This window comes from Corallococcus exercitus, assembly GCF_042231735.1.
GTDB lineage: Bacteria > Myxococcota > Myxococcia > Myxococcales > Myxococcaceae > Corallococcus > Corallococcus exercitus_B.
The window spans coordinates 7,373,725-7,396,969 of the sequence record NZ_CP102577.1 but is presented as its reverse complement, the minus strand read 5'-3'; the positions used below and the strand labels follow the sequence as shown (position 1 = coordinate 7,396,969).

Annotated in this window: 15 protein-coding genes; 2 read left to right on the top strand and 13 right to left on the bottom strand. The window is 70.9% G+C overall.

Features of this window, described 5'->3' with window-relative positions:
• Positions 1–14 precede the first annotated feature (14 nt).
• The 9 genes from NR792_RS29705 to NR792_RS29665 all read right to left on the bottom strand — a co-directional run bounded on the left by NR792_RS29705 (position 15) and on the right by NR792_RS29665 (position 14,227).
• Entirely contained in the window at positions 15–830 is an 816-nt protein-coding gene (locus NR792_RS29705) for a M57 family metalloprotease (protein ID WP_375756076.1), read from the bottom strand.
• 316 nt (positions 831–1,146) lie between these two features.
• Complete coding sequence (locus NR792_RS29700; protein ID WP_375756075.1) at positions 1,147–2,541, bottom strand: MBL fold metallo-hydrolase; 1,395 nt, start codon at positions 2,539–2,541, stop codon at positions 1,147–1,149.
• A 243-nt stretch (positions 2,542–2,784) separates the two neighbouring features.
• Complete coding sequence (locus NR792_RS29695; RefSeq protein WP_375756074.1) at positions 2,785–7,635, bottom strand: DNA topoisomerase 3; 4,851 nt, start codon at positions 7,633–7,635, stop codon at positions 2,785–2,787.
• 250 nt (positions 7,636–7,885) lie between these two features.
• Complete coding sequence (locus tag NR792_RS29690; RefSeq protein ID WP_375756073.1) at positions 7,886–9,214, bottom strand: NAD(P)/FAD-dependent oxidoreductase; 1,329 nt, start codon at positions 9,212–9,214, stop codon at positions 7,886–7,888.
• 140 nt (positions 9,215–9,354) lie between these two features.
• The gene (locus NR792_RS29685) at positions 9,355–9,789 is read right to left on the bottom strand and encodes a hypothetical protein (protein ID WP_375756072.1); all 435 of its coding nucleotides are present in this window, start codon (positions 9,787–9,789) and stop codon (positions 9,355–9,357) included.
• A gap of 37 nt (positions 9,790–9,826) precedes the next feature.
• Entirely contained in the window at positions 9,827–10,369 is a 543-nt protein-coding gene (locus tag NR792_RS29680) for a hypothetical protein (protein ID WP_375756071.1), read from the bottom strand.
• Positions 10,370–10,395: 26 nt separating this feature from the next.
• Positions 10,396–11,577, bottom strand: coding sequence for an SDR family oxidoreductase (locus NR792_RS29675; protein ID WP_375756070.1), 1,182 nt, complete (start codon positions 11,575–11,577; stop codon positions 10,396–10,398).
• Positions 11,574–12,860, bottom strand: coding sequence for an NTP/NDP exchange transporter (locus NR792_RS29670; RefSeq protein ID WP_375756069.1), 1,287 nt, complete (start codon positions 12,858–12,860; stop codon positions 11,574–11,576). The genes NR792_RS29675 and NR792_RS29670 overlap by 4 nt, the downstream gene beginning before the upstream one ends.
• Positions 12,861–12,928: 68 nt before the next feature.
• Positions 12,929–14,227 carry a pyridoxal phosphate-dependent aminotransferase gene (locus tag NR792_RS29665; RefSeq protein WP_375756068.1) on the bottom strand — a complete coding sequence of 433 codons (1,299 nt, stop codon included), beginning with the start codon at positions 14,225–14,227 and terminating at the stop codon, positions 12,929–12,931.
• Between the two features lie 172 nt (positions 14,228–14,399).
• On the opposite strand from NR792_RS29665, the gene NR792_RS29660 reads away from it, so the two are divergent.
• Entirely contained in the window at positions 14,400–15,098 is a 699-nt protein-coding gene (locus NR792_RS29660; protein ID WP_375756067.1) for a hypothetical protein, read from the top strand.
• A 16-nt stretch (positions 15,099–15,114) separates the two neighbouring features.
• On the opposite strand, the gene NR792_RS29655 is transcribed toward NR792_RS29660, so the two are convergent.
• Together NR792_RS29655 and NR792_RS29650 are read right to left on the bottom strand one after the other, a co-directional pair.
• Positions 15,115–15,522 (bottom strand): hypothetical protein, encoded by a 408-nt coding sequence (locus tag NR792_RS29655; RefSeq protein ID WP_375756066.1) that lies wholly within the window; start codon positions 15,520–15,522, stop codon positions 15,115–15,117.
• A gap of 187 nt (positions 15,523–15,709) precedes the next feature.
• Positions 15,710–16,555: a helix-turn-helix domain-containing protein gene (locus NR792_RS29650; RefSeq protein ID WP_375756065.1), complete on the bottom strand. Its 846-nt coding sequence runs from the start codon at positions 16,553–16,555 to the stop codon at positions 15,710–15,712.
• A 49-nt stretch (positions 16,556–16,604) separates the two neighbouring features.
• Between NR792_RS29650 and NR792_RS29645 the strand changes: the two genes are divergently transcribed.
• Positions 16,605–17,720 carry a putative glycolipid-binding domain-containing protein gene (locus NR792_RS29645; protein WP_375756064.1) on the top strand — a complete coding sequence of 372 codons (1,116 nt, stop codon included), beginning with the start codon at positions 16,605–16,607 and terminating at the stop codon, positions 17,718–17,720.
• Between the two features lie 330 nt (positions 17,721–18,050).
• On the opposite strand, the gene NR792_RS29640 is transcribed toward NR792_RS29645, so the two are convergent.
• Complete coding sequence (locus tag NR792_RS29640; RefSeq protein ID WP_375756063.1) at positions 18,051–19,985, bottom strand: 4-alpha-glucanotransferase; 1,935 nt, start codon at positions 19,983–19,985, stop codon at positions 18,051–18,053.
• Positions 19,986–20,057: 72 nt separating this feature from the next.
• Positions 20,058–23,243, bottom strand: a complete 3,186-nt coding sequence (locus NR792_RS29635; RefSeq protein ID WP_375756062.1) for an efflux RND transporter permease subunit — start codon at positions 23,241–23,243, stop codon at positions 20,058–20,060.
• Between the last annotated feature and the right edge of the window lie 2 nt (positions 23,244–23,245).

The window sequence follows — 23,245 nt, the reverse complement described above, 5'->3', positions numbered from 1 at the left end:
GGGTGACGCTCAGCTCACGGGTACAGCGCGCGGGCACCCTGCTTGTCCAGGGTGGTCAGCACGAGGTCGCCCGTCTGGGTGCCGTTGCACTGCGGGTAGTGCATGACCGACGCGCGGTCGTAGGTGGAGGTCAGCGCGCGCCACTGGTTGTCCTCGTAGCAGCCGCTCGCGGTGGAGCGGGTGTGCTCGTGGCGGAAGCCCAGCGTGTGGCCCAGCTCGTGGCGGATGACGCCCGTGAGCGACCAGGCGCCCGTGCTGGTGAAGGCGCTGCTGTTGACCAGGACGTTGCGGCCGGAGCGGCTGGAGTTCGGGAAGAACGCGCGCGCCACGTAGGACTGGCCGCTCACCGGACGCACGTCGAACAGCACGCCCGCCTGGGACGCGGTGCAGGACGCGTCGTACTGGGACAGGTAGGTGAAGTTGACGTTCGCGGTGGCCTCCCAGGCCGCCGTCGCGCTCGCCATCGCGTTCACCATCTTCGTCTTGTTGGAGCCGAAGTTGTTGCTGATGCAGTAGGTGAGGTTCAGCTTCTGGGTGTTGTTCCACTTGATGTCGCCGCCGATGTAATACACGGCGAGACCGTCCTGCGACTTGCCCAGCTGCGCCTCGACGACGTTGTGGAAGTAGGCCTTGAGCTCCTCCTCGGACTCCAGCGCCTCGTCACCGTTGACGATGATCTTCCCGCCCTCCCACGGCTCGCGGTAGGCGTTCGCCTGGAACTCCTCCCACGTGGGCTTGACCTCGGACTCCTGCGCCGTCTCGGGACCACCGCACGCGGCACCGAGCAGCGAGACACCGGCCAGCATCGCAACAGAGCGGAACTTGAGCATTGGGGGAACTCTTCCTGTCCTGCGAGGGATGCGCGGCCACCGCCTGGCCTTCCCGCCAGCCGCTGGCAGCCGCGCGCCGGGCCATTGAGCAACTGCCGGGCCAACGGGGGCTTCCCAGGGAGAAAAACAGGAAACGCAGGGATAGCTGGAGTGCTCCCGCTCCAGCCCCTCCCTCGTCAACCGTCACCTTACGTGACGTTCACAACGATAACCGTCTGGAAACAGGAGTGTTTTGCCGCAGGACTCCCGCTGTCCTCGAAAGGGACAGCGGGGTGTCCTGATTCCGGTCAGGTTCTCGGGCCTTTGTTTTGAGCCCCTAGAGGATGGCGCGGCGCATCTTCCAGTAGGTCTCCTTGGCCATGCGGAAGGTGTTGGAGCCCGGGGGCAGCAGGGTGCGCAGGAGCTCCGCGGACTGAATCTGGAGGGGGCGCACGCAGTGGGCATCCAGCTGGTGGCGCAGGTAGCCCACCATGTCGCGGCTGCGGTACTCGTTGAAGTAGTTGCGCAGCTCCGCCGCCGTGCGGGCCTTGCCGTTGTCCGCGTACTTGGCCACGTAGGGGCTGAAGTCCGGGTAGAGGCTGCCCTTGCCGAAGCCGCCGTGCACGGTGGTCTTCATGAAGTTGCCGATGAGCAGGTCGTCGAACACCTGGTACTTCACGGCGGTCATCAGCGAGTTGCGGGGCGCATCGAAGGTGATGCCCTTGTGGAAGCGGCGCTTGTTGAACTCGATGACGTGCTCCTTGCCGCCCACGCGGAAGCGCAGGAAGTCCAGCACGGTGCCCAGGTGTTCGACGGCGCGGAAGTACTGCTCCAGCGCTTTCGCCTCGTCCGCGTCCAGGCACTCGCTCCAGTCATCCCCGTACTCCTTGGGGTCCACCGGCTTGATGGCGCGCTCCTTCGGGTTGATGGAGACGGAGGAGTCGTTGGTGAAGTCGTGGCGCAGGAAGGCCGGGAGCATCTCGCAGGTGGTGGAGGCGAAGCCCCGCGCGTAGTCCGGCAGCGTGGTGGTGTACTCGGAGCACCAGACGCTGTCCGCGCGCTGGTACTTGTGCATGGAGCTGAAGGGCACGAAGTAGCGCACGCCGTACGTCTCCGCCATGCGCGCAATCGTTTGTCCCACGGGCGTCTTCGCCGCCGCGTACGGGAGGATGCGGTTCCCGTCCTCGGTGAAGAAGTTCATCATGTCCGCGTCGCCGTAGCCGGACAGGGCCAGGAGGTACGTCTCGCTGTACTCCTTGATGACCCGGCGCACGAAGCGGCCCTGGCCGCGGTCCCCGGCGTCGTTGAGGTTGACGATGAGCCGGCCGCCCACCTCCACGAGCAGCACCGCGTCCTGGTTCACGTCCGGCAGGCACAGCACGCGGATGCGCGGGGACAGGCGCGTCCACTGACGGTCCGCGAGCACCTGGACGCGGAAGCCCGCCTCGCGCAGGTCGTCACGGATGCGGCCGCCCACGTGGTTGGGGACCAGCAGCGTGCGCGAGCGCAGCTTCTCCAGCGACGCCATGCTCAGGTGGTCCGGGTGGCCGTGCGACAGCCACACGAAGGGGCAGTCGAGGATGGCCTGGCGCTGCTCGTCCGGAACCTCGTGGGACAGCGTCCAGCTGCCGAAGTAGGCGTCTCCGTCCGTCCAGGGGTCGGTCACCAGCACCGGCCCGTTGTCGTGACAGATGAGTGTGGCGTTGCCAATCGTCTCGAAACCCAGCTCCATCTTGCGCGCCCCCTTGAACCCCCACGCCGCTCCCAATGCGCGTGTGGGTGAGAAGGTGGCACCCGGACTTTTGCCTACAAGCTTGGGAAACAAGCTTCCCTGCCCGGCTGCATGCCCTCCGCGCCTGCGGCCCAGGAAAGGGCTTTCCCTTGTCAGGCGGTTCAAGGCGGATCCGCGGGCCCGTGCCGCGCCCTGGACTGGGGATCCGCTTGTCCCCTGTCCACCGCGAGACACGGGGCTCCGTCAGCGGCGCGACACGAGCGAGAGGATCTGCGGGCCGTAGCGCTCCGTGAGGGTGGGGCCCACGCCGTGGATGGACATCAGCTCCGCGCCGCTGGACGGCCGGGCGCTGGCGATGGCGTCCAGCACGCGGTCCGTGAGGATGCGGAAGGCAGGCACCTTGCGCTTGCGGGCCTCGGTGAGGCGCCAGGCCTTGAGGGACTCCACCAGGGCGGGCGACGCCGGTGGCGCCGCGTAGCCCGGCTCCGGCGGCGCGGTGCGGGACGCGTTCCACGACGCCCGGGACCCCGAGCCCGGCGACGACTCCGGCGTGGCGCGCGCCCTCCATCCACCGCGGCCCGGCGGGGGTGCGTCCGAGGGGAAGGCCTGTTGGTTGAAATCCGCGTCGATGGCGGGCTCGCGCGGCGTCCAGGAGTCGGTGCCACGGCGCCCCTTGCCGCGTCCCCGGGGGGAGGCCTCCGTGCTGGCAGCGCGCTTGCGGGACGTGCGCTTCGGGGTGCCGGCCGCGGTGCGGCCCTTGCGCTTCTTGGAGGGCACCTCGCGCGCCTGCGGCAGCACCACCTGTCCGGGGGCGATGACGCGCGCGCGGCGGCCGGTGTCCGTCAGGGACAGCCGCTGGAAGAGGATGACCTGGCCGTCCTTGTCGAAGGAGTCCGAGTCCAGGCGCACCAGCCCCGCGCGGACCAGTCCGCCCACGAGCCGCTCGAAGTCGCGGCGGTGGAGCTGTTCGCCGAAGAGCTCGCGGTGGAGCCGTCCGGTGGCCTGGCCGTCGCGGGCGTGCAGGGCCTCCAGGATGCGGCCCAGCGCGTGGGCCTCCATGGCGGAGGGCTCCTCGAAGCGGACCACCTCGCAGGACTCGGGGGCGCAGACGTCGCACAGGCCGCAGGCGGCGCCGGAGTCCTGCACGTCGCCGAAGTGCGCGACCAGGTGCCTCATGCGGCAGTCGTGCGCTTCCGCGTACCGGCCCATCTGCTCCAGGTGCAGCTGCTTGCGCTCGCGCTGCGCGATGTACGCCACGGCCCAGCCCGCGCGGCCGCGCCGCACGTCTTCATCCGGCGTCATCTCCACGCCGCCGTGGATCCACAGCTGCTCAAGCGCCTTGTCGAAGATTTCGGGGTCGCCTCGCACGCGGGCCTGGATGGAGGCCTTGGGCTCCAGCTCGTTGGAGGTGGCCTGGTAGATGCGTTCCAGGACGGAGGGGTCCGGGTAGTCGCGGCGGTGGAAGAACTCGTGGGTGCGCCGGTCCACGAAGGCGTGGAGCAGCACCGCGCGCGAGTCCTTGCCGTCGCGCCCCGCGCGCCCCAGCTCCTGGTAGTAGCCCTCCAGGCTGGCCGGCAGCGCCGCGTGGATGACGGTGCGCACGTCCGGCTTGTCGATGCCCATGCCGAACGCCGTCGTGGCGACGATGACCTCCAGGTGGCCCTTGAGGAACGCGGCCTGGATGCGGTCGCGCTCCTGGGGCTGGAGGCCCGCGTGGTACGGCGCGGTGTGGAAGTCGTGCGCGAGCAGGTCCGCGTACTGCTCCGCGTGCTTGCGCGTGGACGCGTAGACGATGGCGGGCCGGTGCTCGGGGTTGCGCAGCAGCGACAGGATGGCGTCGCCGCGCGCGCCCGGGTTCAGCTCGCGCACCTCGATGGCGATGTTGGTGCGGCGGAAGCCGTGGATGAAGGTGTGCGCGGCGCCACCCCGCGAGCCGCGCAGGCCCAGCTGCTGGACGATGTCCTTCTGCACGTCCGGCGTGGCGGTGGCGGTGAGGGCCACCACGGGGGCGGGACGCAACAGCGGCAGGCGCGAGCCCAGCAGCCGGTAGTCCGGACGGAAGTCGTGGCCCCACTGCGAGATGCAGTGCGCCTCGTCGATGGCGATGAGCGACGGCGTGCGGCGGGCGAGCAGCTCCACGAAGCCGGGGACGCCCAGGCGCTCCGGGGCGATGAAGAGGAAGTCCAGGCGGCCATCGAGGTACTCGGCGCAGACCTGCCGGGAGGTGGCGCGGTCCCGGCCGGAGTGGATGCGGTCCGCGGCGAAGCCCAGCGACTGGAGCCGCAGCACCTGGTCCTCCATCAGCGCGATGAGCGGGCTGACGACGACGGTGGTGCCCGCGCGAGCGAGGCCGGGGAGCTGGTAGCAGAGCGACTTGCCCGCGCCCGTGGGCATGACGAGCAGCAGGTCCTCGCCGGACGTGGCCGCGCGGCAGACCTCTTCCTGGTACGGGCGGAAGTCGTTGAAGCCGAAGGCCTCCTTGAGCAGGCCGCGCAGCTTGTCCGGGGGCGTGGGCGCGCGGTGCACGCGCTCCGGCCGGCCGCTGCCCATGTTCACGGCCTGGGGCTGACGCTTCGCCCGCCCGAAGCCCTCGGAGGAGGCCTGCACGAACGCGGAGCGCACCTCCGCGGGAGGAATGTTGGGCGCGGTTCGGGCGGTGTTCCCGGCGGCCGACCCCGCCCAGCCGCCCGCGTGCGCATCGGAGCCGCCGTGGACACCGTGACGTGCATCGCCGATGGGGACCCCTGCGCCGGAGGTGCCTGTGGCGTAACGCGCATCGCTGACGGGAGCGCCTGCGCCCACGGCGCGACGCACGTCGCCTCCCGCGCCCTGGCCGAACGCCGCACCGGAGCCTGCTCCCGTGTGCGGCCTGCTCGCGGCGGCGCCAACCTCGTTGCGCGCGGTGTTGGCAAGGGCCGCGCTCCGCACGACGGCGGTCGCGGCCTCACGGGTCCGGAAGAGCTCCTCGGCGGGCGCCTGCGCGGGATGGGGCCGGGCGGTTTCAAAGCGTCCACTCACGGGCGCGGGGCCGCTCCGGGCCGTGGCCGGCGTGGGCGGCAGGGACGTGGGCGCCTGGCCCACGACCTCCCGCACATAGGCCTCGATGCCGCTCATGAACGCGTCCAGCGCCCCCTGTCCGCGCTCGATGCGCTGGAGCCACGCCTCCCACTGCCCCGTCATCACGGGGGACTTCACGTCCGGGTGCACCACCTGGATGAGGTGGATGCCCTTCTCCGTGGCCACCAGGCGCTTGCCCTCGCGGGTCAGATACTCGCGCTCGAGCAGGAGCTCGATGGTCGCGGCGCGCGTGGCGGGCGTGCCCAGCCCCGTGTCGCGCATCGCGTCCGCCAGCTCCCGCTCATCCAGCGTGCGCCCGGCGGACTCCATCGCCGTCAGCAGCGTCGCCTCCGTGAAGCGCGGCGGGGGACGCGTGCGCTTCTTCACCGCCTCCACGTCCGCCACCGTCTGCGCCTGCCCGCGCGCGAGCCCCGGCGGCAGGTCCTGCGGCTCGTCGTCCGGCTCGTCTTCCTTGTCCTTGTCCGCGCCCTTCTTGCCTTCGGCCTTGAGGCGCGGCGCCTTCTGCCCGCCCCCCACGTCCAGGACCTTCCAGCCCACCTTCTCCACCTGCGTGCCCGCGCTGTGGAAGCGGTCCACCACCGGCCCTGTGTCCCCCTTCGACGTCACCGCGGTGATGACCGTGGTCACCTTCCAGACGTGGTCCTCGTGCCACGCCTGGAGCAGGCGCCGGCACACCAGGTCATAGAGGCGCTGCTCGTCCGGCGACAGCCGCACGCCCGACGCCGGCATGGGCGTGGGGATGATGGCGTGGTGGTCCGTCACCTTCGCGTCGTCCACGTAGCGCTTGCCCAGCGGGTGCTCGCCCGTGCCCGGCGCCAGGTCCTCCTGGTACGGGGCCTGGATGGCGCGCACCACCTCCGGCAGCGTGTCCGCCACCGTCGCCGACAGGTGCCGGCTGGCCGTGCGCGGATAGCTCAAGAGCTTGTGCTTCTCATAGAGCGCCTGCGCGACCTCCAGCGTGCGCTGCGCGCTGAAGCCGAACAGCCGGTTCGCGTGGCGCTGCAGCTCCGTCAGGTCGTAGAGCAGCGGCGGCGGCATCCGCTTCGTCTCCGCGTCCAGCGACTCCACCGCCGCGCTGCCGCCGCGCACGCGGTCGATGATGCGGCCCGCCTCCGTGCCGTCCGCGTCCAGCCGGCGCGCCTCGCGCACGGAGTCGTAGCCCGGCGGAATCACCGGCTTGCCGTCCGGCCCCGAGCGGAACCACGTGCCCTGGTAGCGCGCCCCCTGCGGCACGCCCTTGCCGCGCGGCACGAAGGTGGCCACGACCTCCAGGTAGTCCCGGGGCACGAAGTCGCGGATGGCCAGCTCGCGCTCCACCACCATGGCCAGCGTGGGCGTCTGCACGCGCCCCACGGACAGCATGGTGCCGTAGGTCCCGCTCGCCAGCGTGTAGAGGCGCGACAGGTTCATGCCCACGAGCCAGTCCGCGCGGCTGCGCCCCATGGCGGCGTCCGCCAGCGGCGCGTAGGCCTTGCCGTCCTTGAGCTGCTGGAAGCCGTCGCGGATGGCGCGCTCGGTGAGCGACGACACCCACAGCCGGCGCACCGGCTTGCGGCACCCGGCGGCGGCGTAGATGTACCGGAAGATGAGCTCGCCCTCGCGCCCCGCGTCCGTGGCGCACACCACGGCGGACACCTCTGGCGCGTTCATCACCCGGCGGACGACCTCGAACTGCCCCTTCGTCGAGTCCGACACCACCAGCGGCCAGTCCTCCGGCAGCATGGGCAGGTGCGAGCGGTGCCACTTCTTCCATTCGGGCCGGATTTCATGTGGCTGCGCCAGGCCCACCAGGTGGCCAATGGCCCACGTCACGACGTAGCCGTTGCCGCGAAGGAAGCCCTCGCCGCGCTCGGTGGCGCCCAGCACCCGGGCGATGTCGCGCGCCACGGCGGGCTTCTCCGCCACCACCGCGAGGACGGAGCCCCGCCCACCGCGAGCCGACCCACCGTCCACGCTCCCGTCCCGCGACACCGTCCTGTCCCATCCGGGCGACTCGCCCATCTCATCCCACCTCATGGCCTGTCCCCTCCCCGCCCCGGCCGCCCACCCGCCGGGTCGGGCCCCCCGCAGTGCGCAGCCCTACCCTTCCCTATCGCGGCAGGCTGACATGGCCAGGGCCCACCTGTCCCGCTCCGTCACGCCCGCATGCCCTCCAGGGGGCCGGCAAGCTCGAGCCAGGAGGAAGGATGGCCCCGATCAAAACGGAAATCGCCCCGGCGCCAGCAGGCCCCGGGGCGACGCTCCTCACTTCGCACGTCCTGCGGCTTCAGTGCACCGGCGCGGGCTGCGACGCCGGCAGCTCCGGCCGCGCGGGAGGCGGCAGGGCGGGGGCCTGCGTGGATGACGCCAGGGCGGGCATGCGCGGCGACACCTTGCTGGTGATGAGCCGCATGTTCCGGCCCCCCTGGGTGAAGAACGTGTAGCCCCAGTTCAGCATCACGAAGAGGCGGTTGCGGAAGCCGATGAGGTAGGCGATGTGCACGCCCGCCCAGACGAGCCACGCGGGCAGCCCCTTCATGCGCCACTTGTCGTAGAGCAGGCCCACCGCGGAGCCGCGGCCCACCACCGCGAAGCTGCCCTTGTCGTGGTAGCGGAAGGCGCGCGGCGGCTGGTTCGCCAGGCGGGCGCGGAGGGTCTTCGCCACGTGCCGCCCCATCTGCATCGCCGCCGGCGCGATGCCCGGCACGGGCTTGCCGTCCTGCTCCGCCGCCGCCACGTCGCCAATCACATACACATCCTCCAGGCCCGGCGCGGTGAGGTGCGGCGTCACCTTCACCCGGCCCGCGCGGTCCAACGGCACCTCCAGCGAGCGCACCAGCGGAGACGCCGCCACGCCCGCGCCCCACAGCACCGTGCGCGTGGCGATGTGCTCGTCACCGAACGTGACGCCCTCCGCGTCGATGCCCGTCACCAGGGCCCCGGTGCGCACCTCGACGTGCAGCGCCTCCAGGTCGCGCTTCGCCCGCTCCGACAGCTCCTCCGGGTAGACATTCAGCACGCGCGGCAGGCCCTCCAACAGGATGACCCGCGCCTGGCGCGTGTCGATGCGCCGGAAGTCCTTCGGCAGCGAGTGCCGCGTCATGTACGCGAGCGCCCCCGCCAGCTCCACGCCCGTGGGCCCCGCGCCGATGATGACGAAGGTCATCCACTCGCGCTGGCGCACCGGGTCGGGCTCGCGCTCCGCCGCCTCGAAGGCCGTCAGGATGCGCTCGCGGATGCGCACCGCGTCGTCCAGCGTCTTCAGGCCCGGCGCCACCTGCGCCCACTCCGGGTGCTTGAAGTACGAGTGCGACGCGCCCGTGGCCACCACCAGCGAGTCGTAGGGAATCTCCCCGCCCTCCACGACGAGCACCTTGCGGCGCGCGTCCACCGACTTCGCCTCGGCCAGCAGCACCTCCGTGTTGCGCGAGTGCAGCACGCTGCGGATGGGCGCGGAGATGTCCGCGGTGTTCAGCACCGACGTCGCCACCTGGTAGAGCAGCGGCTGGAAGAGGTGGTGGTTGTAGCGGTCCACCACCGTCACCCGCACGTTGTCCGCCTTGCCCAGGGCCTTCGCGGCCTGAAGCCCGCCGAAGCCCGCTCCCACGATGACCACGTGATGCCTGCTGTCCCGGTCGCGTTCCATGTCGGGAAGGTGCGGACGCGTGACGCGCCCGGCCAGCGCCTGTTGTTCCTCGCCTGCCCGCCGCCTCGCGTCCGGAAGCCCGGCCGCCCCACGACCGGGCACAGCCGGCGTCAGGTGTCCGTCGGCGGCGTCACGGACACGAGCAGGAGCTGCCGGTGGATGCGCTCCACGTGCAGCAGCATCGCGCCCAGGGTCGCGGTGTTGCCCACGCACGGCAGGATGGCCGAGCGCAGCTCCCCCAGGACGCCCGTGCCCGTGGGCCCCGTGGCGCTCCACGCCGCCGCCACCTCCTGGCGCGCGCCATCCGACAGGTCCACGTTCCGCGTGTCCTTCGGGATGAAGCGCGAGGAGGCCTTCACCAGGCTGGCCAGCAGCGCGGCCACCGTCTCCGGCTTCGTGCCCTCCTGCTTCAGCCGGTAGGCCATGCCCAGCGAGTGCAGGCCGTTGAGCCCTTCGCGCGGCTTGCCCTCCGGGGACAGCAGTCCCTCGCGCAGGTACTCCGCGGGCCGGGTGGCCGACAGGTCGACGTTCTCGCCGTTCGCCATGGATTCACCAGGAGGAAGAGGTGCCGCGCCCATCACATCACGGCAGCGCCGCGAGCGCGTCCCGCACGTGCTTCTCGATGGCGGGAAGCTCCTGGTCCGTCCACCTGGGGCCGGACCAGGGCAGGCCGTGCAGCGCCGCCAGCAGCGCCTCCAGCCGGGCGCGCCTGTCCCCGGTGCCCGCGTCGCCGTCCACCGTGGCCTTCACCTCGCGGGCCACCCGGGCCTCCAGGGTGTCGCGCACGCAGCAGACGTAGACGTCCTCTTCCGGCAGCCGGGAGCTCGCGGGCGCGGCACGGCCCGCCTGGAGCACGCGCTCGTGCGCGGCCACGACGCCGGGCAGGAGCGACACGAGCGGCGCCGGCTGGGCCAGGAGCGCCGCCAGGTCCCGGTAGCCCTGCTGGAACGCGGGGTTCACCTTCCCCAGGCGCTGGTAGCACCCCGCCGCGTTGGGATTGAACGGCGTGGCCGCCACGCCCGCAGGCCCCGGCGACGCGGGCTTGCAACCCGACAGCAGGCTCCAGAGCGCCCCCAGCATCAGGAGCGCCCGGAACCGCGAAGGGAAGAAAGGCTGTCGCGCCATGCCATCGTCCAATCCCTCGCTCCGGCTCAGCCCGCCTTGGCGGTGCCCTTTGCCTGGTGCCAGGCGGCGAGCACCTCCTTCTCCCTGTCAGGCGACAGGCCCGAGCGCAGCTTCTCCTGGCGGTCCTTCGGCAGTCCGTGGAACCAGGTCAGCGTGTCGCGCACGGTGTCCGCGAGCGGGCGGGTGGTGAGCCCCGCCTGCGTGGCGCGGGCGATGCTCACGGCGCCGATGCCGCTCTCCGGGCCGGTGCGCGGCACCCACGCGGGCATGTCCCCGAAGGCCGTCACCTTCTGCTGCTCCAGGAACGCGCTGTCCACCCAGGTGAAGCGCGCGTCGCTCCCGGTGGCCTTCTGGATGTCCTCCAGCATGCCCTTCATGTTCATGGGCTTCAGCGGCCCGGTGACGTTGAAGATGCCCGCGGTGCGGCGCTCCACGTTGCGGATGATGAACGCGGCCAGGTCGCGCGCGTCGATGATCTGCACCGGGTCCTCGCCGTCGCCGGGGGCCAGCACCTCGCCGCCCCTCGCCACGCGCAGCGGCCAGTAGGTGAAGCGGTCGGAGCCGTCATCCGGACCCACGATGAGGCCGGGGCGGATGTTGAGCGTGCGGCCGGGCAGCGCCGTCTCCGCGGCCTTCTCGCAGAGCGCCTTGAGCGGGCCGTAGCTCGTCTCGCTCACCTCCTCCACGGTCTCGTCGGGGATGGTGCCCACGGCGTCGGACTCGTTGAGGTCCTTCTTCGTCATCTCCTTGTAGACGGACACGCTGGAGATGAAGACGTACTGCCCCACGTTGGGAGCGAGCAGCTCCGCGGACGCCTTCACGATGCGCGGCACGTAGCCGGACGTGTCGATGACCGCGTCCCACTTGCGGCCCGCCAGCGCCTTCAGGCCCTCGCCCTTGTTGGGGTCACGGTCGCCCTGGAGCTTCTCCACGTCCGGGAAGAGGCCCGGGTTGGACTTGCCGCGGTTGAAGAGCGTGAGGGTGTGGCCGCGGGCCTGCGCCGCCTGCACCAGCGCGGGGCCCAGGAACCGGGTGCCGCCCAGGATGAGGAGCTTCAGGGGCTTGCCCGGGGCGTCATCCCCGCCCTTGCTCGCGTCGGACGCCGAGCCGGGGCCGGGGCCCGCCTTGGGGGACGAGGCACAGCCCAACACCTGGACCGCGCCCAACGCGGCCGCTGCTTGAATCACGCCTCTTCGGGACAGCTTCATGCCGTGGTTCCTCCGGGAAGGGTCGTCTGCGGAATGACTTCAGCGGCGCGCGTGCGCTGCTGGCGCGCCAGGTACAGGGCCACCGCGAGCCACAGCGCGGCCAGGGGCACGGCCGCCAGCGACAGGCCCGTCATGCCCAGGCCCAGCGCCGTGAGTCCGCCCTGCAGCCACGCGCTCAGCGTGTCGCTGCCGCGGTACACCACCGTGTCGATGAAGCTCTTGGACTTGTAGCGGGCCTCGCGGTCCACCGTGGTGAACAGGATTTCGCGCGACGGGCGCTCCAGCGCGTAGTGGCTCGCGCCCCTCAGCGACTTCACGCCGATGAGCACCCCCAGCACCGGCGCGAACGCGAGCACGCCAAACCCTATCAACGTCAGCACCGGCGCCACCGCCATGGCCACGCCCAATCCCAGCCGGGAGATGACGCGCCCGGTGACGAGCGTCTGGATGCCCAGGGTCAGGACCTGCACCCAGAAGTCGATGTCCGCGAACGCCGCCGTGCGCGCCGCCGCGTCCTTCGCCAGGGACGCGACGAGCTGCACCTCCTGGTAGTACAGGAACGTGGAGGTCGCCGCGTACAGCAAGACCTGGAGGCCCAGCGCGAGCAGGAACGGCGACGTCACCAGGAGCCTCAAGCCCGCGAGCATCCCGCCGCCCACCGGCCCCTCGCGCGTGGCGGGCTGGTGCTGCACGTCCCGGGCCCAGTGGCCCAGGCGGCGCACGCACTGCGCGCTCACCTCCAGCATCACCGCGGACACGAGGATGAGGTTCACCGGCCCCACCGGCTCCGCCAGCCGGCCCACCAGGAACGGGCCGACAATCATCCCCGTGGTGCCGCCCGCGGCGATGAAGCCGAAGAGGCGCTTGCCCTGGTCGCTGGCGAACACGTCCGCCATGAAGCTCCAGAAGATGGAGACGACGAACAGGTTGTAGACGCTCAGCCAGACGTAGAAGGCGCGCGCCACGCCCTCCTTCGCCACGCCCCACTTGAGCAGCGCGAAGAAGGCCAGCAGGTTGAAGAGGAAGAAGCGGTAGACGCGCGGCACCACCACCCGCCGGGGATAGCGCGCCACCAGCGCGGAGAAGGCCGGCACCGCCAGCAGCATCACGACGAACGTGACGGTGAAGAGCCAGGGCAGGTGCTTCACGTCCCCCGCGGTGCCCATCTCGTTGCGGATGGGCCGCAGGATGGCGTAGCCGCACATCAGCGTGAAGAAGTAGACGAACGCCCCGAGGACCGCCCCCACCTCCTCGTCACGGACGTCCACGAAGCGCTTGAGCATGTTGGCGGCGCCCTCAACGTGCGCGACGGCAGGCTATTCCCTGCCTGCCGGTCTGTGGAGGAAACAGGCTATTTCGCCGCGAGGATTTCCCGCACGGTGGCCTCCACCCGGGGGAGGGCCGCCTCGATTTCAGCCACCGAGGTGGCGCCCACGGAGAGGCGGAACCAGCCGGTGTCCTCCGCCAGACCGAACGCCTGGAAGGGCACCACCGCGAAGCGGGCCTTCTCCAGGAGGCGCTTGCGGATTGCGTCATTGGTGGTGAGGCCGTCCCTGCCCACCACGTCGAAGCGCACGGTGAGGTAGATGGCGCCCTGCGGCGCGATGGCGTGCACCGGCAGGCCCGCGTCCTTCATGCGCTGGAAGCCCTTGTAGAGGGCGTCCAGGCGCACCTCCACGCGCTGGCGCATGGTCGTCAGGAAGGACTCGGTGGCCTGGGTGTCGTCCAGGTAGCGGGCGGTGGCGAGCTGTTCGGCCTTGGGCGCCCAGGCGCCCACGTGGCCCAGCACGTCGCGCATGCGGGAGATGAGGGTGGGCGCGCCCACGCCCCAGCCCACGCGCACGCCGGTGGCGGCGAAGGCCTTGCTGATGCCGTCCACGAACACGGTGTACGGCGCCATCTCCGGCACCAGCGCCACGGGCGTCACGTGCTTCGTGCCGCCGAAGCTCAGCACCCAGTAGATGTGGTCGTACATCAGGATGAGGGGCTTCTGGCCGCGGCCCTCGCGTGCGCGGTTCTCCTCCACGATGCGCTGGCAGATGGCGCGCAGGGCTTCCGGGTCCACCATGGTGCCGGTGGGGTTGAGCGGGCTGCACAGGCAGAGCAGGCGCGCGGTGGACAGGTGCGGCTCCAGCTGCGCCAGCGTGGGCATGAAGCCCGCCGCCGCGTCCGTGGTCACGACGACGCTCCGGGCGCCCAGCATGTGGGCGTAGTGGTTGTTGTTCCACGACGGCACCGGGTAGACGACGACGTCGCCCGGGTCGAGCACCGCGCGGAAGATGGCGTAGATGACCGGCCGCGCGCCGCCCGCGATGGTGATGCCCTCCAGCGGGTACTTCAGCCCCAGGGAGCGCTCGTAGAAGCGCTGCACGGCCTGGCGCAGGTCCAGCACGCCGTCGGACGGCGGGTAGTTCGTCTCACCGGCCTGGAGCGCGGTGCCAATCTGGTCGCGCAGGCCGTCCGGGATGGGGAACTCCTTCGGGCTGAAGTCCCCCACGGTGAGGTTGCAGACCTGGTTGCCCTTGGCCACGAGCTCGCGGATCTCCGCCGCGATGCGGAGGATTTCGCTGCCCACGAGTCCGCGCACCATGGAGCTCACGGTGGTGTCGTCGCGGGAGGGACGCGGGAGGGAGGTCAGGTCGAGGGCCATGGGGCGGAACTCTCCAGTGCACGAAGGGGGCCGGGGGACGCGGCCGGCCGGACCCTATACGCAACGGGCCCGGCGGGGCGCATCTTCCAGGCACCGGGGGCATGGCCTCCGCCCACGGGGTGTGCGAGGACTCGGGAAGTCCCCGGGTGACGGGGTTGACGGGAGGAACCGGATGCACGTGCGACAGGGGCTGTACGCGCTGGGAGTGGCTTGCGGACTGCTGGGCCTGGGGTGCCAGAAGCAGGAGCCCCCGACCGTCCCCATGGACGTGCCGGCCGTGCCCCCGCCCTCCAACACCGTGCCCCGGGAAGGCCCCGCGGCCACGGCCCCGGTGGTGCACCAGGTGCTGGACGTGAAGGAGGCAGGCCCCAAGGCCACGGCCGCTGCCGTGCCGGACGCGGGCAGGCCGACGGCGCAGGTGGATGCGGCGCCGGACGCGGCGTGGACGACGGCGGCGGTGCAGAAGCCGCGCGGCGAGCCGCCCTCCGTCACGCTGCGCTCGGTGCGCACGGGGACGCACGCGGACTACGACCGCACGGTGTTCGAGTTCGACGGGCCGCGCCTGCCGGGCTACCACCTGGGCTACGTGAAGACGCCGGTGCAGCGCTGCGGCTCGGGCGACGACGTGACGCCGCCGGGGCAGGCCGCGCTGGAGGTGCGCTTCACGCTGGCGCGGGCCCACGATGACCAGGGGCAGGCCACGGTGGCGCAGCGCACGCTCAAGCCCGCGCTGCCGTCCGTGCTGGAGCTGGAGCGGCTGTGCGACTTCGAGGGCGAGGTGACGTGGGTGCTGGGCACCACGCGTCGCGCTCCGTTCCGCGTGCTGGAGCTGACGAACCCCACGCGCCTCGTGCTGGACGTCCAGCACTGAGGCGGCAGGCTCAAGGCTACTTCTTCGGCGGCTGAAGGCGCTTCTTCGCGATGAGGTCGCGCGCTTCGCGCTCCGAGTCCGCGAAGTCCACTTCCACCGTCCACTTGCCCGTGAAGTACAGGGCGAGCATCAGCGCCTTGGCGCCCGCGCGCTGGAGCGGGCCCGTGCCCAGGTAGACGTGGCCGCGGAACCACTCGGCCTTCGCCTGCGCCACCAGCAGCTCACGCGCGTCCTTCTCGATGCTGGAGTTCGACACGTCGGAGATGACGAACACCGGCCCCTTGGCCGACACCTCCTGACAGATTTCCAGCACCTTCTTCGAGTCCTCCAGCTTCGAGGGCCCGTTGAACTTCATCACCAACAGGTCCGGCTCTTCGAAGTACGCGCGATGCGCTCCGAACTCCCACTCACGATGATTCGCCACGCGGTCCGTGCCTCACCCAGATCAAGAATTGCGCAGACCCGATAGCATCGAGAACGAGGATTTCCAAGGAGCGTGGGAAGACCCCGCTCGGGTCGTGCACGACGTCTGTCCTGACTGACCCGGGGCCATGAGCAGACGCGGCAGGCGGCCGAGCCCCAGCCCCCAGGCCTGTCCACACGAGCAGAGGTCAGCGAGGAAGGGCCGTGCTCTTGCGGTACTCGGAAGGGGTGACGCCGAAGCGGGCACGGAAGCGGCGCACGAACTCCGACAGGTCCCCGAAGCCACACGCGAAGGCAACGTCCGCGATGCGCGCATCGTCCGTCCGCAGCCGCTCGGCGGCGAGTGTCAGGCGGCGGCCCAGGATGTAGCTGTAGGGGCTCTCTCCCACCACCTTACGGAAGGTGCGCAGGAGGTGATGACGGCCCATGCCCAGCTCCTCCGCGAGCATCCCCAGTGAGAGCGGTTCCTCCAGGTGTGCCTCCATCCACCGCACCGCGTCGCCCATCCGGCGCTCTTCGTGGGCGGTGATGGGGCGGGCCCTGCCCTCGTGGACGCCGCTCAGCGCCGCGCCCGCCATCCGCAGCGCCAGCTCCTCCGCGCCGCACAAGCCCGGCTGCTCGGTCAGCGACTGGGCGCCAGCGATGAGCGGTGCAAGGCGCTGAAGCGGTGGGAGCCGGTGCGCGGGGAAGTCCGTCCGCGCCACCCCGGACAGGTCCCTGGCCACCTCTTCCATGAGCGCGGGGTCGAAGGAAAAGGCGACGCAGCGGTCGCCCACACCGTGCTCATGTCCGCAGCAGAAGGACGCACCCTGCTCCCCCAGCAGCAGGGCCCCCGGGGTCAGCAGCACGCGCCCACCGCGGGAGCGGTAGGAGAAGCTTCCCGCCAGGACCGCGGAGACGGACACCCAGGCGTGCTGTTCCTCGAAGACAGGGTCCTTCGGGCCGGAGCGGCAGACGATTTCTCTCACGCGCCACCCGTCACCAGAGGCCAGCGGACGCACCGTGGTCAGGTCCACTTTCCCCAAGTCGGCCACGGTCCGTCCTTCCATCCTTCCCCCGGACTTCCAACGGGGTGAGCGAATCATGGCAACGGAAGCAAAGACAGTCACGCGGGAGCTCCTCTGGCGCCGCGTGATGGATGAGCTGGGGTTCGAGCATGCACAGGTGCGGCGCGGCCCGGAGGGCACCGAGTTCTCCGGCGTCATCCTCGTCGCCGAGCAGGGCGCGCCGCTGCGGGCGGAGTACTCGGTGGTCTGTGACGATGCGTGGCGCACGCGCCGGGTGAGCGTGACGCAGGCCTGGCGCGGCGAGCGGCGGACGCTCACGCTGGAGCATGACGGCGAGGGCCGCTGGCGGAAGGACGGGGCCGCGGCGGCGGAGCTGGAGGGATGCATGGACGTGGACCTGGGCCTGAGCCCCTCCACCAACGCCCTGCCCATCAACCGGCTGCGGCTTCACGAAGGCACCTCCGCGGAGATCCGCGCGGCGTGGGTGCGGTTTCCCTCGCTGGAGGTGGTGCCCGCGCGGCAGGGCTATGCGCGCGTGGGCCCCGCGCGCTACCGCTACGAGAGCCTGGAGAGCGCCTTCACCGCGATGCTGGACGTGGACGCGGACGGGCTGCCCATCGAATACGCCGGCATCTGGCGCAGGCTGGCGGGAGGCCCCGCCGCACCGGCGTCCGTCACCCAGGAGTTCGTGGACGCGCTGGTGAGCCCGGGTCCTTCGGGGGAGCTGGGGGATGCGGCGGCCACCTTCGGGTGGCTGGTGGGAGGCTGGGCGGGGACCATCCAGGACCACGACCCGGACGGGACCGTCCGCCAGAGCGACGGCGAGTGGTGGTTCCACTGGGTGCTGGACGGCAGGGCCCTGCAGGACGTCTTCATCGTGCCGTCGAGGCGTGCCGCCGCGCAGCCTGCGCCGGGCGCGAACAAGCGCTACGGCACCACGGTGCGCTCGTTCGAGCGAAACAGTGGGAAGTGGCGCATCGTCTGGGTGAGCCCCACGGGCGGCGCCATCAACCGGCTCGACGGGGGCCGCGAAGGGGACCGGCTCGTCCTGCTGGGTGAGCACGCCGGGAAGCCCATTCGCTGGAGCTTCTCCGACATCGGGCCGGACCGCTTCACCTGGCGAGGGGAGGTGCAGGACAGCGCCGGCCAGTGGAGCCTGCAGTCCCGCTTCGACATGCGACGCATCGCCTGAGCACGAGGCCCCGGCTCTCCATGCCGGTTTTCCAAAACCTGTCCGACAGTCGGACAGGTTTCCAAAGCACGGACGCGGCGACCCTCCCCAGGCACGCGTTTCCAGAACCTGTCCGGCTGTCCGACAGGTTTCGGCCGCGAGGACACGGCGGCCGTCCCAGGTACGGGATCCAGAACCTGTCCGACCGGTTTCCGCCGTGCGGACGCGGCGGCAGCCCCGGGCCCCGGAGGTTCAAAACCTGTCCGACTGTCGGACAGGTTCGAGCGATACGCCCGGACGGGCCGTCGCCACCAGAAGCTCGCTATGCCCTGGCGCGGAAGGTGCAGCTCATCACGTCCCGCTTCGCAGGCGGGCAGCGGCGGCGTCCAGCCGCGTCAGCAACTCCGCGTGACGGGCCCCTGACTCGGCTCCGCCCGCGCGCAGCGCCATGGCCAGCACCCGCGGCAGGTTGAGCGCGGCGCCCGCGCGCAGCCTCTGCTGATACTGCGCGGCCCAGTCCCGCGGGATGCGCAGCGACCAGTTGCGCGCGTCCACGGAGCCCGGGGCGTTGTACGTGTCGGGCATGCCCAGCAGGTCCGCGAAGAACACCATCACGCTGCGCGCACGGCTGGCGAACAGGTCCGCGAACTTCGCCTGCGCCAGCAACCCCGGGTCCCGCGCCAGCTCACGCGCGAAGTCCTCACGCCCTTCCACTTCGGGGTGCAGCCGCCAGGCGAGGTAGTCCGCCTGGGCGCGCAGCGCGTGCTTCCACTGCCATTCAGAGACGAGCCGCCAGAGCGACTTCGTGTCGTGGTTGCCCACCATCACCCAGTCCTCGGGGGCCACGTTCTCACTGCGGTACACGTCCGCCGGGTTCTGGAGGTCCGCCTTCTGCGTGACGCGGAAGCGGCCCAGGCCATCGCGGGCCATCACCCGCGAGAGCTCATGGGGCAGCGTGCTCAGCACCTCGCACAGCACGTCCTCGCGGGCCCGGCCGCGCTCCCGCGCCGTGCGCACCACCGAGTCGAACAGGATGGCGTAGCGCCCCACCTGCTCTTCCGTGAGCCACTTCACCCAACCATCCGCGTGACGCGACACCAGGCGGTCCAGCTGTTCCGGAGCCACGATGGCGTACCGCGCCAGCTCCGGGTGGTCCGGCAGGTCCGGCGAGGAGAACAGCCGCGCCCCACCCTGCACCGCGCGAATCGGATCCGCCGAACCCCCGCGGTACACCCACGGACACACGAGCCCGTGCGGATGATCGATGCGCAGCCCGTCGTACTCGGACAGCATCTTGCCCAGCCGCGAGTCCATGTAGCGCAGCACCGGCCCGGGGCCGGAGCCGTCCGGCGCGACGTACTGCGCGGGGTCCAGCACCGGGTAGTTCCACGGCTGCCCCTCCGGGTTGGTGCGGCTGGGCGGCGCGCCCATCAGGTAGTCGCGCAGGAACAGCCCCTGCCGCGCCCACGTGTCCCGGGGCGAGAAGCCAATCTGGAGGTCCCCGTACAGCTTGAGGCCCCACGCCCCCACGCGCTCGCGCAGGAGTCCATGCTGTTCATGCACGAGGAACTGACGGAAGGCGTACTGCTCCACCGCCTCGGCTTCGACGCTGAGCAACTCCCGGATGCGCGCCTCCGCCAGAGTCACCTCTTCGGGACGCGGCGCGAACAGGCGCCCCTCCAGCGAATCCGCCCAACCGCGCCAGTCATCCGGCGTGTGGTGCCGCGTGGCGAGCACATCGAAGAGCGCGTCCCGCTCCAGCCACTCCCGGTGCTCCACGCGGAAGTCCTCGAAGCGCTGGACGAGCCCGGGCTCCCGGGTGCGGCGGAAGGTGTCCCAGGCCGCCTGGAGCGCCAGGGCCTGGCCCCGGCACGCGGACTGGTAGCGCGCCTCCGGTCCACCGTCCGTGGGCACTTCGGAGGCGAGCCGGGCCAGCGTGTCGGAGGACAGCAGCGCGCCCCACGGCCCTTGTGGATCCATGAGCGGTGCGAGCGCCACGTTCAGCGTATTGCGTGAGAACAACGTGCCGTCATACGGCGACGGGTTGTGCGAGGTGGTCTGTCCCTGCGGTCCCAGCTGGATGCCGGTGAAGCCCAGGTCCCGGGCGAAGGCGAGGAAGCGCGCGGCGCCCTCGGAGTACGGCGAGCCCCGCCCCAGGTCCTCTCCGGGGAGGCCCGGGAAGCTGGGGTCATGGATGCTCAGGACCCAGCGGGTGACGCCCAGTGCTTCCAGGGCTTCGGTGACGAGCGAGCGGTGCGAATCGGGCAGCGGCGACAGGAGCTCCACGCTCCCGACCCTATGGCCCCAGGCCCCATGCGCCAACCGTTCCTTGAGGGCGACGCGAGCTTCCCTCCCGCGTCAGTCCTGCCGTGCCTGCGGCTGCGGCCGGGGCTCACCGCCGCCATGCGCCGGCCCGTGTGCCTGCCCGTTCGCCTTGAACACCCGGCGCAGCTTGCCGGTCATCCACGCGCGGGCGTCCGTGAGGATTTCATACACCGTGGGTATCACCAGCAGCGTGAGCAGCGTGGACGTGATGACGCCGCCAATCACCGCGCGGCCCAGCGGCGCCCGGAAGTCGCCGCCCTCGCCGTGTCCCAGCGCCACCGGCACCATGCCCGCGATGAGCGCCAGCGTCGTCATCATGATGGGCCGCAAGCGGATGCGCCCCGCTTCAATCAAGGCCTCGCGCAAGGGCATGCCCTTCTCGTGCTGCCACTTGGCGAAGTCGATGAGCAGGATGGCGTTCTTCGCGACGATGCCCATCAGCAGGATGACGCCGATGAGGCTCATGATGTTGAGCGTGTCCCCCGTCACCACCAGCGCCAGCACCACGCCGATGAGCGACAGCGGCAGCGACACCAGGATGGCCAGCGGATCCACGAACGAGCCGAATTGGATGACGAGGATGAGGTACATCAGCATCACCGCCACGCCCAGCGCCAGGAACACCCGGCCGAACACCTCCTGCTGGTCCGCGGACTCGCCGCCCGTGGACACCTCGTAGCCCGGCGGCACCTTCACCGCCTCGAGCCGCGTCTGGATGTCGTTCATCACCTCCGACAGCGACCGCCCCGCCACGTTCGCCTGCACGTTGATGACCTTCTCGCGGTTCAGGTGATCAATCTGCGCCGGGCCCACGGTCTGCGTCACCGTCGCCACCTGTCCCAGCGGCACCACCACCGGAGTACCCGTGGCGGTGGAGCCCACCACCAGCGGCAGCTGCGCCAGGTCGGACGGGTTCTCACGGAACTGGGGCGCCAGGCGCACCATCACGTCGCGCGTCTCACCAATGGGGTCCACCCAGTCGCCGGAGTCCAGGCCCGCGAAGGCCGGCCGCAGCGACTGCGCCACCTGCCCCACCGTCACGTTGAGCTGACCGGCGACACCGCGGTTGAGCTCCACCTCCAGCTCCGGCTTCTCACCACGCGTGGACAGCCCCACGTCCACCGCGCCCGGCACCTGCTTGACCTCCTTCATCACCTGCTGCGCGAACTGGTTGAGCCCCTTGGACTCCGGCCCGCGCAGCTCCAGCTGGATGGACTTGATGGCGCCGCCGAAGCCGCTGGTGAACACCGACACGTTCGCGCCGCCCACCGCGAGCAGCTCCTCGCGCAGCGTCTTGCCCAGCACCTCCTGGCTCGCCTTGCGCTCCGTCTTCGGCTTGAGCCGCACGTACACCAGCGCCTGGTCCACGCCCGGCGAGCGCAACGGCAGCGGCACACCGATGGTCGTGTACGTGTACGCGACCTCCGGGTGCTGGCGCGTGAGGCGGGACACCTCCTCCACCTTGCGCCGCGTGTAGTCCAGGCTGGAGCCGGCGGGCGTCTCCACCAGCATCTCAATCTCCGCGCGGTCGCTCACCGGCACGAAGCCCGCGCCGCCAAAGACGCCCTGCAGCGCCACCGCGCCCACCAGCGACCCCACCGCCAGCAGCACCATCGCGAGCCGGTGATCCAACGCCCACGCGATGACGCCCTTGTAGCGGTCCGCCTGCCGGTCGAACCAGTGGTTGAAGCGCTCCAACCCGCGCGAGATGAAGTTGCGCCGCTGGCCCTTCTCCACCTGCGGGTCGGGCCAGTACGCGCTGAGCATGGGGTCCAGCGAGAAGCTCACGAACAGCGACACCAGCACCGAGCACGCGATGGTGAGCGCGAACGGCTTGAACCACTGTCCCGCCACGCCGTACATGAACGCCACCGGGACGAACACCGCCACGATGGAGAACGTCGTCGCCGCCACCGCGAGGCCAATCTCGCTCGTGCCCTCGCGCGACGCCGTGTAGTGGTCCTTGCCCATCTCCACGTGCCGCACGATGTTCTCGCGCACCACGATGGCGTCGTCGATGAGGATGCCGATGGCCAGCGTCAGGCCCAGCAGCGACATCGTGTTGAGCGTGAAGCCGAACGCCCACACGCTCACGAACGACGCCAGCACGGACACGGGCAGCGCCAGGCCGGTAATCACCGTGGAGCGCCACGAGTTGAGGAACAGGAACACCACCAGCACCGTGAGCAGCGCGCCTTCAATCAGCGCCTGCTGCACGTTGACGACGGAGTTCTCCACGCGCGTGCCCGCGTCGCGGACGATCTCCAGCTTCGCGTTGGCGGGCAGCCGCTGCTGGAGCATCTTCACCCGCTCGCGCACGCCGTCCGCGACCTCCGTGGTGCTGTAGCCCTTGGCCTTGATGACCTCGATGCCCACCGCCTGCGCGCCGTTGTAGAGCGACAGGGTGCGCGGCTCCTCGGTGCCGGCGAACACGTCCGCCACCTCGCCCAGCCGCAGCGTGCGCCCGCCTCTCTCCGCGATGGGCACCTGCGCGAAGTCCTCCGGCGTCTCCAGGCGGCCCTTGAGGCGGATGGTGCGCTCCTGCAGCTCCGTGTTGAGCCGGCCCACCGGCGCCGCCAGGTTCTGCGCCTGGAGCGCCGCCACCACCTGCGCCACCGACAGGCCCGCCGCCTGGAGCGCCGCGGGCCGCACCTGCACCGTCATCTCCCGGTCCACGCCGCCCACCACCGTGGCCTGCGCCACGCCGGGCACCGAGCGCAAATCCCCCACCACCAGGGGGTCCGCGATGAGCGTCAGCGCGGGCACGTCCAGCGCTTTCGACGTCAGCACCAGCGACACGATGGGTTGGTCCGCCGGGTCGAAGCGCGTGAGGATGGGCTCCTCCATCTCCTGCGGCAGGTCCGCGCGCTTGCTGGAGATGGCGTCGCGGATGTCCTGCGACGCCTCCTGGATATCCTTTTCGAAGTCGAAGAAGACCGTGAAGTTCGCCAGGCTGTCCGTGGAGCTGGACGTCGTCTTCTTCCCGTCCACGCCGGAGATGGCGAAGATGGCGTCTTCGATGGGCTCCACGATTTCGCGCTCCACCGTGTCCGGTGAGGCGCCTGGGTACGCGATGGTGACGTTGATGACCGGCTGCTGAACGTCCGGGAACTCGTCCGTCTCCAGGTTGAACAGCGCGACGATGCCGAACACGACGAGCGCCACCATCGCCGTGATGGTGATGATGGGGCGCTTGATGGCGAAGTCGGAGATGAACACGG